Here is a 14,974-nt window from a genome sequence, read left to right on the forward strand (position 1 = left end):
ATGGCGGCAGGTAAAAAATCCTGCCCGCCAAGGTGTTTTCCCTTCTTGAAAAAGAGAAAACGCCACCATACATCAGGTTTATCATTCAGGCCTGCTTCCATACCCCAATTAAGGGCAGAGTAGGCGGGTAAATGAAAGCAAGGGCCTTTTCTGGTGCTTCGGGCCAGATGGGGTCGCTGAAAGGGAATATATAATGAGTAAAGTTATTGGTATCGACCTTGGTACGACCAACTCCTGCGTTGCAGTGCGTGAAGGTAACGAAACAAAGGTTATCGAAAACAGCGAGGGCGCCCGCACCACCCCGTCTATGGTGGCTTTTACCGAAGGTGGTGAAATGCTGGTGGGGCAGGCTGCAAAACGTCAGGCAGTTACCAACCCGTCTAACACTTTCTACGCTGTGAAGCGTCTGATCGGGCGTCGTTTTGATGATCCGACAGTCCAGAAAGACAAGGAAATGGTGCCCTACGCCATCGTTCAGGGCGATAATGGCGATGCATGGGTTGAGGCGCGCGGCAAAAAATATGCCCCCTCACAGATTTCCGCCTTCGTTCTGGGCAAGATGAAGGAAACGGCTGAATCCTATTTGGGTGAAAAAGTTTCTCAGGCTGTTATCACGGTTCCGGCTTACTTTAACGATGCCCAGCGTCAGGCCACCAAGGATGCAGGTAAGATTGCTGGCCTTGAAGTACTGCGTATCATCAACGAACCCACAGCGGCTGCTTTGGCTTACGGGCTGGAAAAGAAAAGCGGTGGCACCGTGGCTGTGTATGACCTTGGTGGTGGCACGTTTGACGTTTCCGTTCTGGAAATTTCTGATGGCGTGATCGAAGTGAAGTCCACCAACGGTGATACGTTCCTGGGTGGTGAAGACTTTGATAACCGCATCATCGGCTATCTGGCAGACGAGTTCAAACGCGAACAGGGTATTGATCTGCGGTCTGACAAGCTGGCTCTGCAGCGTCTGAAAGAAGCAGCAGAAAAAGCCAAGATCGAGCTGTCTTCCTCCAAGGAAACAGAAATCAACCTGCCGTTCATCACGGCTGATGCATCTGGCCCGAAACACCTTGTTCTGAAGCTGACCCGCGCCAAGCTGGAAAGCCTTGTGGACGATCTGGTGCAGCGTACGCTGGAACCCTGTAAGGCAGCGCTGAAGGATGCTGGCCTGTCTGCTTCTCAGATTGACGAAGTCATTCTGGTTGGCGGTATGACCCGTATGCCTAAGGTTATCGAAACGGTTAAAGGCTTCTTTGGTAAGGACCCTGCCCGTAACGTGAACCCCGATGAAGTTGTGGCCATTGGTGCTGCTATTCAGGGTGCCGTTCTGAAGGGTGATGTTAAAGACGTTCTTCTGCTGGACGTAACCCCGCTTTCTCTGGGTATTGAAACGCTGGGTGGTGTGTTCACCCGTCTGATCGACCGCAACACAACCATCCCGACCAAGAAAAGTCAGGTGTTCTCCACGGCGGAAGATAACCAGAACGCCGTGACCATTAAGGTCTATCAGGGCGAACGCGAAATGGCAGCTGACAACAAGCTGCTGGGGAACTTCGATCTTACGGGTATTCCCGCAGCACCGCGTGGCGTGCCGCAGATTGAAGTGACCTTCGATATCGATGCCAACGGCATTGTGTCTGTGTCTGCTAAGGATAAGGCAACCGGTAAGGAACAGCAGATCAAAATCCAGGCTTCTGGTGGTCTGTCCGATACCGATATCGACAAGATGGTGAAAGACGCTGAAGCGAATGCTGAAGCCGATAAAGCCAAGCGTGAGCAGGTAGAACTGCGTAACAATGCCGAAGCTCTGGTGCATCAGACTGAAAAGTCTCTGACCGAAGCTGGTGACAAGGTTCCGGCTGCTGAAAAGAGCGAAGCAGAAAGCGCCATTGCTGCCGTTAAGGCCGCTATGGAAGGCACAGATGCAGAAGCTCTGAAAAGCGCAACCGAACGCCTGACACAGGCAGCCATGAAAGTGGGTGAAGCCGCTTATAAGGCTGGTCAGGCTGGTGAAGCAGCTCCGGAAGCAGAAGCTGCAAAGCCGGACGAAAAAGAGATCGTTGACGCTGACTTTGAAGACGTGAACGACAGCAAGAAGTCCTGATCGGACGCTATGCACAAGGGTGACTATGTGACAAACATAGTCACCCTTTACTTTATTTCTGGCGTCCGCGCTTCATTGTAAGGCGGGCGCTTTTTGTTGTTTCGGACCAATGCTGTGCTCATGCTTTAGAGGCAGCCCCCGATAAGAGGACTTCCATGGCCACTCAGCTCGATTACTACGCAATTCTTGAAGTTTCCCGAACCGCCACGGCTGATGAACTCAAGAAATCCTATCGCAAGCTGGCCATGAAGTATCATCCCGATCGGAACCCGGGGGATGATGCGGCAGAAGCCAAGTTCAAAGAAATCAACCAAGCTTACGATATTCTGAAGGACGAACAAAAACGCGCTGCGTATGACCAGTACGGCCATGCCGCGTTTGAAGGCGGTGGCCCTGGCCCCGGCGGGTTTGACTTTAGCGGTGGTTTTGGTGCCGGTGGTCTGGGCGATATTTTCGAACAGATGTTTGGTGACGTGATGGGCGGCCGCCGTGGTGGCCGTGCCCGCACCGGCAACGATATCCAGACCCATGTTGAAATCACGCTGGAAGAAGCTTTTGCTGGCGTAAAGAAAGATGTGCGGGTGATTACCCGCGTGGCGTGCGAATCCTGCCACGGCACGGGCTCTAACGATGGCGCATCGGGCGTTGAAGTTTGCCCAAGCTGCCACGGTGCAGGCAAGGTGCGGGCGCAGCAGGGCTTTTTTGTTGTGGAACGCCCATGCCCAACCTGTCATGGCGCAGGCAAAGTGGTGAAAAACCCCTGTAAGGTTTGCCACGGTGAAGGCACCATAGAAAAAGAACGCACGGTTGAAGTGCAGATTCCTGCCGGTGTGGAAGATGGCACCCGCATTCGCCTTTCTGGCGAAGGGGAAGCTGGGGGCAATGGTGTGCCGCCGGGTGATCTCTATATTCATATTTCCATAGACGAACACAGTATCTTCCAGCGCGATGGCGCCAATATCTATTGCCGCGTGCCGTTGCGCATGGCGCAGGCTGCTTTGGGCACAGAAATTGAAGTGCCCGTTATTGATGGTTCTCGTACCAAGGTAAAAGTTCCGGCTGGCACGCAAACCGGCGCGCATTTCCGCCTGCGGGGCAAAGGGTTCTCTGTTCTGCGTTCCACAGCCCGTGGCGATATGTACATTCAGGTAACGGTGGAAACACCGCAGAACCTCAGCAAGCGCCAGCGTGAACTGTTGGAAGAATTTGAAAAAGAAGCCGGTGAGGATGTGAAGCAAAGCCCAGAACATACGGGCTTCTTCCGCCGCGTGCGGGACTTTTTTGAAGGGAAGGAATAAGCGCTCATGCGTATCGGTATTGCAGGCATAACGGGGCGCGTGGGCCGTCTTTTGGTAGAAGAAGTGCAGGCCGCAGGGGCAACCCTTTCTGGTGGCACAACACGCAAGCCGGAAGCAGCAAGCGGTTTGCCGCAAGGCGTGGCGCTGTTTAAGGATATGGCGGAGCTTGCAGCCAACAGCGATGTGGTGATTGATTTCACTCATGCGGATACGGTTATCCCTAACGCGCAGGCGCTGGCCGCAGCAGGCACGGCATGGGTGTTGGGCACAACTGGCCTTTCAGCAGAGCAACAGACCGCCGTGAACAAAGCCGCGGAAAAAATTGCTGTGGTGCATGCCGCCAATTATTCTCCCGGTGTTACATTAGTGCAGCGTTTGGCGCAGATGATGGCACGTGCCCTGCCAGCAGACTCCTACGATGCTGAAATTGTGGAAATGCATCATCGGCAAAAGGTGGATGCCCCCTCTGGCACAGCCTTGGCTATTGGTGAGGCCGTAGCGCAGGGCCGCGGTGTTAATCTGGCGGATGTGCGCGAGAGTGGGCGTGATGGCCATACCGGCCCCCGCAAGGAAGGAGCCATTGGCTTTGCGGCCCTGCGTGGCGGGCAAATTGTGGGCGAACATGAAGTATTGTTCACATCGGCAGATGAACAGATCGTTTTGGGGCATCGCGCCTTTGACCGGCGCATTTTTGCCACGGGTGCCGTGCGTGCCGCCAAGTGGGTAAAAGGGCACAAACCCGGCCTTTACAGCATGGAAGATGTGCTGGGGCTGCCTCCGCTCTAATGCCAGCCTAAAGGGGCGGGCAGTGTCCGCCCCGCGTTGGGCGCAAGGCTGAAAACGGCGTTTCTGGCTGGCCTGTTTGGCCAATACTCTTGACCGCTGCTTTCTATCCCTTCATACGACCTCGTCCCCCTTTTTTAGGGCGGGCATCTGTTTCCTTTTTCACAGTGCGTGGGGCAAACGGCACCATCATGCGTAAAGACGGCGATTTTCTGTTTACTTCGGAGTCTGTTTCCGAAGGCCATCCCGATAAAGTTGCTGACCGGATCAGCGATACCGTTCTGGACGCTTATCTTGCGGCAGATCCGGAAGCCCGCGTTGCCTGTGAAACGCTGGTAACCACCAATCGCATCATTCTTGCGGGTGAAGTGCGTGGCCCATCTTCCGTAACATCGGACAAGCTGATTGAACTGGCGCGTGAAGCTGTCAAAGATATCGGTTACGATCAGGAAGGTTTCTCCTGGCGTCATGCGGAAGCTGCGAATTACCTGCATGCTCAGTCTGCCGATATTGCGGTAGGCGTTGATAGCGCAGGTGAGAAAGATGAAGGCGCAGGCGATCAGGGGATCATGTTCGGGTATGCCTCGAACGAAACCGATACCCTTATGCCAGCCCCAATCTACTACGCGCACCGCATTCTGCATGAAATGCGTGATCTGCGCCGTGCGGGTGACCCGATTGTAGCTGGCCTACAGCCGGATGCCAAAAGCCAGGTAACCCTGCGCTACGTAAATGGCCGCCCGGTTGGTGCGACTTCTGTCGTCATCTCCACCCAGCATGATGAAGGCATCAATCAGGAAGAACTGCGTGGCCGTCTGGGCCAGGTGGTTAAGAATGTGCTGCCCGAAGGTTGGGTGCCGCCGGAAAAAGAATTCTACGTCAACCCCACGGGTGTGTTCGTTATTGGCGGCCCGGATGGTGACTGCGGGCTAACAGGCCGTAAGATTATTGTGGACACCTATGGTGGTGCAGCCCCGCATGGTGGTGGCGCATTCTCCGGTAAGGATCCCACGAAGGTTGACCGTTCCGCAGCGTATGCCTGCCGTTATCTGGCCAAAAACGTTGTGGCTGCTGGCTTGGCAGATCGTTGCACCATTCAGCTTTCCTACGCTATTGGCGTGTCTCATCCACTGTCCGTCTATGTGGATCTGGATGAAACCGGCAAGGATGTGGATGAAAACCGTCTGGGTGCAGTGCTGCGTGAAGTTATGGATCTTACCCCGCGCGGTATCCGTAAGCACCTGCGCCTGAACCGTCCGATTTATGCTGTTACATCTGCTTATGGCCACTTTGGCCGCCAGCCGGATGCCAAGCTGGACACCTTTACGTGGGAACAGACCGATCTGGTTGATGCCCTGCGTAGCGCGCTAAACCGCTAAGTTTAGGGCGTTCTGTTCATGGCGGAGGCTAAAGGTTCGGCTGAAAATGGTCAGCCTGTGGTAACAGATGTTAAACCCCCGCCAGAGCGGCTGTATGGCCGCCAGCGTGGGCATCCGTTACGCCCCCGTCAGGAACGGCTGCTGGATGAAACCCTGCCGCGTATGCGTTTTCCGCTAGAGCGCGCGGCAGATCCGGCTTCTGTTTTCGGCCATCAGCCGGAGCAGATCTGGTTTGAGGTTGGCTTTGGTGGTGGTGAGCACGTGCTTGCCCAAACCAATGCACATCCCGAAGTGGGGTATATTGCCTCCGAAGTTTTCCATAATGGTTTGTGCTCCCTGTTAAGCCGCCTTGTGCCGGTAGGGGAGGAAGCAACTGCACCCGTACCAGACATGCTGCGGCTGTGGGATGATGATGCCCGGCAAGTGCTGAATGTGTTGCCTGATGCGTGTCTGGACAGGTTGTTCCTGATGTTTCCAGATCCGTGGCCCAAGGCACGCCATGCCAAGCGGCGTTTTGTGCATCCGCAAAATGTAGCGCTGGCTGCCCGTGTGCTTAAGCCCGGAGCAGTATGGCGCGTTGCCAGTGATGATCCTACCTATCAGGCATGGGTGCAGGAAGTTATGGCTGCTCAAAATTACTTTGAAGCGCCCGCACCCGTTTTAACCCGACCAGAAGGTTGGTTTCCCACCCGGTACGAGGCCAAGGCCATTGCTGCTGGCCGACAGCCTATGTACTGGACATTTACCCGCCGCTAAGGCGGGTTTTGTCGTTTTTCACCCTCGGTTGATGGCTTGCATGTGGCATGTGGGTTCATCAGCCCGCATTACGTTTTTGCCATGCGAAAGGTCCGCCATGAGCCAGACGACGCTGCCTATCCGTCGTGCCCTTATTTCTGTTTCCGATAAAACGGGTCTGCTTGATCTTGCCCGTGCTCTTGCAGCGCAGGGGGCAGAAATTCTTTCTACAGGGGGGTCTGCCAAGGCGCTGCGCGATGCGGGCATCCCTGTTACGGAAGTTTCGGATTACACAGGCTTTCCCGAAATTCTGGATGGCCGGGTAAAAACACTGGTGCCCAAAATTCATGGCGGCATTCTGGGCCGACGCGATCTGCCTGCCCATGTGGCCCAGATGGAAGAACACGGCATTGGCCCGATTGATCTGGTGGCCGTGAATTTGTATCCGTTTGAAAAAACCGTGGCTTCCGGCGCAGATGCCGATACGTGCATTGAAAACATTGATATCGGCGGCCCGGCACTTATTCGTGCTGCAGCCAAAAACCATGCCCACGTGGTGGTGCTGACAGACCCAGCCCAGTATGAAGGGTTGATTGATGCGCTGGGCGATGGTGGCACCACGCTAGAAACCCGCCGTGCCTATGCTGGCGCTGCTTATGCGCGCACCGCTGCGTATGATGCCGCCATTGCCGCATGGTTTGCCAAGCAGGCGCAGCAGCCTTTCCCCGAACGCTTTATTATGGCTGGCCAGCGCGCAGAAATCCTGCGCTATGGTGAAAACCCGCACCAGAAAGCCGCTTTCTATCGTGATGGCACAGTGCGCCCCGGTGTAGCAACGGCGCAGCAGGTGCAGGGCAAGTCTCTCTCCTACAACAACATCAATGATACCGATGCTGCGTTTGAGGCTGTTGCCGAATTTGATAGCCCGGCTGTTGTAATTGTAAAGCACGCCAACCCTTGCGGCGTGGCTGTTGCACCTTCCCTAACGGCCGCGTGGGATCAGGCCCTGCGGTGTGATCCGGTTTCTGCCTTTGGGGGCATTGTGGCCCTTAACCGCACGCTGGATGCAGCCACGGCGGAAAAGATTTCCACCATCTTTACGGAAGTGATTGTTGCTCCGGATGCGGAAGAAGATGCCAAGGCGCTTCTCTCCCGCAAAAAGAACCTGCGTTTGCTGCTGACTGGTGGCCTGCCTAACCCGGCGGCAGAAGGTATTGTCGTGCGTTCCGTAGCCGGGGGTTTTCTGGCCCAAACGCGTGATAACGGCCAGATCAGCCGAGAAGGCCTGAAGGTGGTAACAAAGCGCGCCCCCACGGAACAGGAAATGCAGGATCTGATTTTTGCATTCCGTGTGGCTAAGCACGTTAAGTCTAACGCTATTGTGTATGCCAAGGGTGGTGCCACGGTGGGCATTGGCGCAGGCCAGATGAGCCGTGTGGATTCTGCCCGCATTGCCGCTTCTAAAAGTGGTGAGGCCGCAAAGGCCGCTGGGCTGGACAAGCCGCTGACACAGGGTTCTGTGGCCGCATCTGATGCGTTTTTCCCGTTTGCAGATGGTCTGGAAACCATTGTTGCGGCCGGGGCCACAGCGGTTATTCAGCCTGGTGGTTCTATCCGTGATAATGAGGTGATTGCCGCAGCAGATGCCGCCGGTATTGCTATGGTGTTTACTGGTATGCGCCATTTCCGCCACTGACACGCTTTTCCCGCTCTTGTGGGAATAACAGTTCGTGGCAGAGAATAGGGCCACGAATCTCACGCAATGCTGTCCCTCGCGCACATATGGGCGGGGGCGGCGTTTCATAATCGGTTGGGCTATGCGCTATCTGCTTTCTTTGTCTGCTGCATTATTCGTGTCTTCCGTGGCTGTAGCTGCGCCGACACATAAAACGCCTGCCTCTAAGGCAGAGTCCTTTTCTGCTAGGCAGACGCATACAGAAAAGCAGGCAGATGGTGTGTACGATCTTTCTGGCCTGCCTTCCTTTAGCGGTAAGGTGGCGCAATTTCTGCCATCTCCGCATGGTGGGGTCTTTGGGCTGGTGCTTGAAGATGGCACCCAGGTTTTTGTCTCTCCCGAACAAACGCATGCATTGGCTGGGCTGGTTAAACCGGGGGATGTTATTTCCATCCGTGGGTTAAAAGGGCGCACGCTGCCTATTATCCGGGCGTTTGGAATTACCAGCCCGCGTGGCCGTGGCATGCAGGATAACTTTATTGCTATGCCCGTGCATTCTACAGAAATGATTGCTGGCCCAGATTTGGTGCTGCACGGCGAAATCTGGCAGCAGCTTTATAATGCCAATGGAGAACTTTCAGGTGTGATTCTGAAAGATCACTCTGTTGTCTGCATTACCCCGCGTGAAGCTACGCGCGTTGCCAATCTGCTTGCTCCGGGGCAAATGCTCTATGCTGTTGGCACAGGTAGCAGTGGTGAACTGGGCACAGCCATTGATGCGCGAGAAATTGGCGCATCAGCCGAAAAAATGGTGGGTATTGCCGTGGGGGATGCCCCGCCACCCGGGCCACCACCCGGCAGCCCGGCTTATGATATTATTCCCGGTGCAGAAGAACACTAAAACCGTCTTTTAGGTGCCCAGTGTAAGCCCAAAGCGGTAACAGCAAACTGTTGCCGGTTTTGTGCGTTAGTCTTTCTACTACAGGCCAGTAACAGCCATGCGTGTTGACGTATGGCCGAAGGGAGAGAGTAGATGGCTATTTTACGCTGGGTTCTGATTTTTCTAATTTTTGCCCTTCTGGCATCCATATTCGGGTTTTCTGGCGCAGCAGGTAATTTTACAGAAATAGCAAAAATTTTGCTGTTTGTGTTTGTGGTGCTGCTGGTGATCAGCCTCTTTTTTGGCCGCACACCCCGAACCTGATTTCAGGCTTTTTCAGATGTGTCATGTGGTGTGCGGTGTGCTGCCGTACACCACAACACACCTGTTATCAGGCAGATAATGGCGCAAAATTCTACAAGGCTTGGCCAGCGATGCGCCCATACAAAGCTGTAAAGTAGAGCAAACAGCGTTTCAAAAATAATCATTTGTCCGGAAAGTGTAAGCGGTAACAGGCGGGAAGCGCGGTTCCACAATCCGTTGGCCACCACAGAAGCCAAAAGAGCCGTTGCGCTGCATACACCCCAAAAACGTGCCCAATCTAACCAAGCATGGGGGGCGGCATGAAAAACAAAAGCAGGAATAACCAGTACAAGAGCCAATGCGCCGGTAACAACACCTGTTAGCAAAGACCAGTCATGATCGCTTACTGTAGAGGTTTTTAACAGCCAGCGTGTGTTTTCAACGGCATATAATGTCCAGGATATCAAAGCTCCCACAGCACAAAATAACCCGATAATTTGCGAAGAAAAAGCAACCGGGTGTACGGGGGTGCTTGCAGCATGAGATGTAAAGCTGCGCGAAACAATAAGCAGAATGCCAATAACGCTTAAGCTCATGGGGATGGCAATCTGTTTGATACGGATGTTACTGCCAGCACGTATGCCCATCACCAATACAGCAATGGGTAAAAACCCAATAATAAGTGTGGTTACGGGGCCACCTACGGTTGTAATGGCCGTAGAAAGTAGAATGTAATACAGAATATTGCCCAGAATAGATAAGCGGATGAGCGCATTCCATTCGGCTTTTCCCAGAATATTTTTAAGAATATTCCAACGTGGGAGTAGTAAAATCAGGGAAATGAGGCCGTAAACAATGTAGCGTCCGGCTGTTATTTGCAAAGATGTAAAATCATGCAGCAGTAGGGGGACAATAAATACAGTGCCCCACAACGCACCGCTTCCCATACCATTAAGCACACCAAGGGTGAGAGAGCGGGAAGACGTCATTCTATTCTACCATGCAAAAAACCGGGAAAAGCCAGTTCCGACTTTAATTTTGCCGGAGAAAGGTTTGTGCCTGTCTAAAAGAGTGTTGTAGTAAAAGCTATGCTTTTTACGGGTATCAGTTACACGCCCGTGTACAACTCGTTGTGTAGAAGTTTAGCCTGCATGGGGCGTGCCAAAGCAATACTTGGCTTTGGCTGGCTTGCTGCTTTTGAGATGCAGCAAGCCAAACTCAAGCGATGCAGATAATTAACCTTCAATCTGGCTGAAATCTGCAATCAGCCGCATCATACGCACAACGCGGGAAAGCAGTTTCAGGCGGTTAAGCCGCAGTTCTGGTTCTGGGGCGTTTACCGTAACCACTTCAAAAAACTTATCCAGCGGTTCACGCAGGCTGGCAGCTTCACGCATAGCATCGGTAAAGCGTTCGGCAGCAAAGTCCTTTTCCACGGCGGGTTCCACACGTTCCAGCGCGTCAAACAGGGCGCGCTCCTCATCCTGTGTGAACAGGGCGGGGGCTGGGCTATCTTCGTGTGGGCCGTCTTTTTTGTCTTCAATCCGCAGAATATTGGCCGCACGGCGCGTGGCGGCCAACAGGTTCTTGCCGTCTTCCGTTTCCAGCATATCCTGCAAGGCGTGGGCACGGGCTAGCAGGCGCACGATATCCGTATCGGAATTATCAACGGAAATTGCGGCCAGACAGTCATGCCGTGCACCTTCGGAGCGTACCTGCACGCGCAGACGTTCCGCAATAAACTGTGGCAGCAGGTCCAGATCAGGCGCATCCTGCAAATCAGCAGGCAGGGCTTCGGCAGCCAGAACAAACAGGCGCACCAGATCAAGCCGCAGATTGTTTTCACGGATCAGGCGGATCACGCCCAATGCGGCACGGCGCAGACCGAACGGGTCTCCCGAACCGGAAGGTTTTTCACCAGCGGCAAAGAAAGCCACCAGCATATCTATCCGGTCGGCCAGCCCAAGCACCACAGAAACCGGCGCAGTTGGCACGGAATCACCGGGGCCGCGTGGGGTATATTGCTCACTAATGGCCTGAGCCACGGCAGCACTTTCGCCATCATGTTTAGCGTAGTAGCCGCCCATTACCCCTTGAAGTTCGGGGAATTCTCCAACCATACCGGTTGTCAGGTCGGTTTTGCTCAGCTCTGCTGCACGCTCGCAATCAGCTTTGGGTGCGTCCACCATATCGGCCAGAATACCGGCCAAACGCACCATACGGCGTGTGCGATCACCCTGTGATCCCAAGCTGGCATGGAAAGTAATGGAATCCAACGCCTTCAGGCGGGAAGCCAGCGTTTGCTTGCGATCCAGATCCCAGAAATGGCGGGCATCTGCAAAGCGCGCACGCAGCACGCGTTCATTGCCGGTAACAATCAGCGTGCCATCATCTGCGGGGATAATGTTGGCCACAAAAGCAAAACGAGGTGCAGCCGAACCATCGCTGTTGCGCAGGGCAAAATACCGTTGGTTCACGCGCATGGAAACCTGCATCACTTCGGCAGGAAGTTCCATAAACTGCGCATCAATCTGACCAAGGAACGGCACAGGCCATTCCACCAGCCCAGCTACTTCGTCCACCAATCCAGAATCTGGCACAATCTGCAACCCTTCGGAGGCAGCCAGTGTGTTCAGGCCTTCTGTAATGGTTTTACGGCGTTCTGCCGCATCCACCATCACGTGGCGGTCATGCAAGGTTTTCCGCCATTCCGTAGCGCTGGACACAGCCACGGCACCGGGGTTGAGGAAGCGATGGCCTTCCGTAAGGTTGGCAGCCACCAGATTGTGCCCGTTATCTTCACCCTGAGCGAGGGAGAAAGGTATGGCTTCACCATCCAGAATGCACAGAATACGACGTAGTGGGCGCACCCATGTAAAGCTGCTGCCAGCACCCCAACGCATGGATTTGGGCCAAGGGAAGCGCCGCAGCAGATCAGGCAGCACAGCCGCAATATGGGCCTGCGCGCTTACGGCAGGTTCTTCGCGCTCTAGCACCCAAAAGCCGTTTTGTAGTGTTAGGGCATCACGCGTAACACCATGCTTACGGGTAAAGCCATCAAGCGCTTTATCTGGTGCGCCTTCACGCGGGCCGCGTTCAGAAACCGTGCGGCCGGGCACTGTGGCATCAATGTTCAGGCTGGCGGCAATGCGGCGCGGGCCGGTGGCGGCCACGGCATTCTGTGGGTGCAGGGGGGCCAGAGCCTCGGTTAGCAGGCGCAGGAGGTTTTCCCCTGCCTGACTTTGCATCCGGGCTGGAATTTCTTCAGAGAACAGTTCTATCAGCAGTTCGGGCATTATCTTACTTGTCCTCGCCAGCCAGCCAGGTTTCACAGCATAGCTTGGCCAGATTACGCACTCGGGCAATATAGGCAGCGCGTTCGCTTACGCTGATAACGCCACGCGCATCTAGCAGATTGAACAGATGGCTGGCCTTCAGGCATTGATCATACGCAGGCTGGGCCACTCCGGCTTCGGCCAGCGCCACGCTTTCTTTTTCCGCATCTGTAAAATGCTGGAACAGCAGGTCTGTGTTCGCCAGTTCAAAATTATGGCGGGAGTAATCTTTCTCGGCGCGCAGGAACACATCGCCATAGGTCAGGCCCGCGCCGTTGTAATCCAGATCGTACACGTTCTCCACGCCCTGCACATACATGGCCAGACGTTCCAGCCCGTATGTTAGTTCGGTGGAAGGCAGGGTTACGGGAATACCGCCAACCTGCTGGAAATACGTAAACTGCGTTACTTCCATGCCATCGCACCATACTTCCCAACCAAGGCCCCATGCGCCGATGGTGGGGTTTTCCCAGTCATCTTCCACAAAGCGGATATCGTGCAGTTCGGGGTCAATCCCAATTGCGCGGTAGCTGTCTAGCAGCAGTTTCTGGCTTTCTTCCGGCGTGGGCTTGAGCAGAACCTGATACTGGTAATAGTGCTGCAAGCGGTTTGGGTTTTCCCCATAGCGGCCATCAGAGGGGCGGCGGCAGGGCTGTACATAGGCGGCTTTCCACGGCTTGCTGCCAAGCGCGCGTAAGGTGGTATGGGGGGAAAGGGTGCCTGCACCAATTTCCTGATCATAGGGCTGAAGAATGGCGCATCCCTGTTTGGACCAGAACTGGTGAAGGGTCAGGATAAGATCCTGAAAGGAAAGAGGCCGCTCAGTGGGGCGGGCAGACGCCGGGTCCATGATCAGGGTGCTACTCCGGTAGGTTACGTTATCATGCAGCATATATATGCTGATATATATGCTGCGTGCGGGCACACCATACAGCCCCATGCGCCGAACCGGAAGAGAAGGTAGGCCATGGTGCAATTCTTCCTGCGCAGGGCTTCTTGCATCGCGCTTGTATCCGCGCCACATCTTGGACAGAGTGTTGGCGTAAAAACAAAGGCTGTAGCCGCCAGCGTTAGGCCCAAAAGGGCAGGGAAGGTATGGGATGAATAACGACGAACGCGATCTGATCGAAAAATTCTTTGCGCGTGTAAGCGGCGCGCCGCAGGGTGGTTTTGCCAGCGTGCCTTCTACGCGGCCCAACCTGCCCCCAATAGACCCGGAAGCAGACCAGTTTATTGCGCAGGAATTCCAGAAATACCCGGAAGCCCGCTACCGTATCACCCAGATGGCAGTTGTGCAGGAAGCCGCGCTGGTAGAAGCGCAAAACCGCATTCAACAGCTTCAGTTCCAGTTACAGCAAGCCCAACAAGCTTTGCAGCAGGCCCAGCAGCAGCAGGGTTCTGGGCAACAGAAATCGGGTGGGTTTTTTAGTGGTTTGTTTGGTGGTGGGCAGAATCCGCAGGCTCAGCCCCAACCGCAGCCAACCGCAGCGCCTCCGGGTTGGGGTGGGCGCCCTGCAGCAGCACCCATGCCGCCGCAATATCAGCCGCAGCCCATGCCTTATGGTATGCGCCCTTCTATGTTTCAGGGTGGTTCGGGCTTTTTGGGCAGTGCACTTTCCACAGCAACAGGTGTTGCTGGCGGTATGATGGCAGCCAATGCGCTCACCAGCCTTTTCAGTGGGCATCATGATGCTGGCGCTGCGGGCGGTGATGCTGGATGGGGTGGCGGCGCGGCCCCTACGGAAACCATTAACAATTATTATGGTGATGCAGGAGCAGCAGGCGCAGATCCTTTTGGTGGGGCAGGTACCAGCGCAGATCCGAATTTTGACGCAAACAATTCTGACTGGGGCGGAGACGCCGGAGATGCAGGCGGAGATTGGGGTGGTGGAGACGATCAGAGCTTCTGATCCACTTACTAAAAAGGGCGGCTTCAAGGCCGCCCTTTTTTATCTGGATACGCTCATTGTTTGCATAAGCTCAAGAATTTTTCGGCGCATTTGCGCGTCTGGAATGCTGTAATACACGCGTACCAGCTCCAGTGTTTCCTGCTTTTTGAATATGTTTTTTGTATCCGATGTAGGTGCTACGCTAACATTCTTGTCCGCTGGTGCACCAAAGCTTTTGCGTGTTTCCGAAAAATGCGCCTGCTTATTGGAAACAACTTCCGCAGAATGCATATCATCAAAAAAGAAGCTGATCGGCACATCCAACGCACAGGCAATATGATACAATCGCGAAGCGCCCACCCGGTTTGCTCCACGTTCATATTTCTGGATCTGCTGGAAGGTAATTCCCAAAGCTTCTCCCAGTTTTTCCTGAGAGAGTCCCAACAATGTGCGGCGTAGTCTTATGCGTTTGCCAACATGGGCATCAATGGCACTGGCAGCAGCATGAGGCTGGATCATGGTGGTGTCGATCGGTTCCTGCTCCGTATGTTTCACGCCTCGAAACTTTTCCTGCTTTCACGAGGGAATATGCTCAAGAA

General features: G+C 54.6%; 13 protein-coding genes. 9 read left to right on the top strand and 4 right to left on the bottom strand.

The window, feature by feature from the left end:
- The first annotated feature begins 193 nt into the window (after window positions 1–193).
- From dnaK to WG31_RS14835, 8 genes are all read left to right on the top strand, one after another.
- Window positions 194–2,098, top strand: coding sequence for a molecular chaperone DnaK (dnaK, locus tag WG31_RS01440; RefSeq protein WP_006116843.1), 1,905 nt, complete (start codon window positions 194–196; stop codon window positions 2,096–2,098).
- Window positions 2,099–2,253: 155 nt separating this feature from the next.
- Window positions 2,254–3,396, top strand: a complete 1,143-nt coding sequence (dnaJ, locus tag WG31_RS01445; RefSeq protein ID WP_006116844.1) for a molecular chaperone DnaJ — start codon at window positions 2,254–2,256, stop codon at window positions 3,394–3,396.
- Between the two features lie 6 nt (window positions 3,397–3,402).
- On the top strand, window positions 3,403–4,182 hold the full coding sequence (dapB, locus tag WG31_RS01450) for a 4-hydroxy-tetrahydrodipicolinate reductase (protein WP_006116845.1): 780 nt from the start codon (window positions 3,403–3,405) through the stop codon (window positions 4,180–4,182).
- Between the two features lie 188 nt (window positions 4,183–4,370).
- Complete coding sequence (gene metK / locus WG31_RS01455) at window positions 4,371–5,558, top strand: methionine adenosyltransferase (RefSeq protein WP_035351186.1); 1,188 nt, start codon at window positions 4,371–4,373, stop codon at window positions 5,556–5,558.
- 18 nt (window positions 5,559–5,576) lie between these two features.
- On the top strand, window positions 5,577–6,314 hold the full coding sequence (gene trmB, locus WG31_RS01460) for a tRNA (guanine(46)-N(7))-methyltransferase TrmB (protein WP_006116847.1): 738 nt from the start codon (window positions 5,577–5,579) through the stop codon (window positions 6,312–6,314).
- Between the two features lie 97 nt (window positions 6,315–6,411).
- On the top strand, window positions 6,412–7,989 hold the full coding sequence (gene purH / locus WG31_RS01465) for a bifunctional phosphoribosylaminoimidazolecarboxamide formyltransferase/IMP cyclohydrolase (RefSeq protein WP_063354824.1): 1,578 nt from the start codon (window positions 6,412–6,414) through the stop codon (window positions 7,987–7,989).
- Between the two features lie 121 nt (window positions 7,990–8,110).
- A complete protein-coding gene (locus tag WG31_RS01470; RefSeq protein ID WP_063353402.1) occupies window positions 8,111–8,869 on the top strand; it encodes an OB-fold nucleic acid binding domain-containing protein in 759 nt (252 codons plus the stop codon).
- Between the two features lie 132 nt (window positions 8,870–9,001).
- A complete protein-coding gene (locus WG31_RS14835) occupies window positions 9,002–9,172 on the top strand; it encodes a DUF1328 domain-containing protein (protein WP_003623804.1) in 171 nt (56 codons plus the stop codon).
- A 2-nt stretch (window positions 9,173–9,174) separates the two neighbouring features.
- Here WG31_RS14835 and WG31_RS01475 read toward each other — a convergent pair whose 3' ends face one another.
- The 3 genes from WG31_RS01475 to WG31_RS01485 all read right to left on the bottom strand — a co-directional run bounded on the left by WG31_RS01475 (window position 9,175) and on the right by WG31_RS01485 (window position 13,510).
- Window positions 9,175–10,140, bottom strand: coding sequence for a DMT family transporter (locus tag WG31_RS01475; protein ID WP_006116850.1), 966 nt, complete (start codon window positions 10,138–10,140; stop codon window positions 9,175–9,177).
- 246 nt (window positions 10,141–10,386) lie between these two features.
- The gene (gene glyS / locus WG31_RS01480; protein WP_063353403.1) at window positions 10,387–12,447 is read right to left on the bottom strand and encodes a glycine--tRNA ligase subunit beta; all 2,061 of its coding nucleotides are present in this window, start codon (window positions 12,445–12,447) and stop codon (window positions 10,387–10,389) included.
- Between the two features lie 4 nt (window positions 12,448–12,451).
- Window positions 12,452–13,510 (bottom strand): glycine--tRNA ligase subunit alpha, encoded by a 1,059-nt coding sequence (locus WG31_RS01485; protein ID WP_209439359.1) that lies wholly within the window; start codon window positions 13,508–13,510, stop codon window positions 12,452–12,454.
- Window positions 13,511–13,586: 76 nt separating this feature from the next.
- On the opposite strand from WG31_RS01485, the gene WG31_RS01490 reads away from it, so the two are divergent.
- Window positions 13,587–14,396 (top strand): DUF2076 domain-containing protein, encoded by an 810-nt coding sequence (locus WG31_RS01490; protein WP_006116853.1) that lies wholly within the window; start codon window positions 13,587–13,589, stop codon window positions 14,394–14,396.
- A gap of 39 nt (window positions 14,397–14,435) precedes the next feature.
- Here the strand turns inward: WG31_RS01490 and WG31_RS01495 are convergent, their stop codons facing one another.
- Complete coding sequence (locus tag WG31_RS01495; RefSeq protein WP_082823101.1) at window positions 14,436–14,930, bottom strand: helix-turn-helix domain-containing protein; 495 nt, start codon at window positions 14,928–14,930, stop codon at window positions 14,436–14,438.
- Window positions 14,931–14,974 lie beyond the last annotated feature (44 nt).

Origin of the sequence: Acetobacter oryzifermentans (assembly GCF_001628715.1) — a bacterium.
GTDB classification, from domain to species: domain Bacteria; phylum Pseudomonadota; class Alphaproteobacteria; order Acetobacterales; family Acetobacteraceae; genus Acetobacter; species Acetobacter oryzifermentans.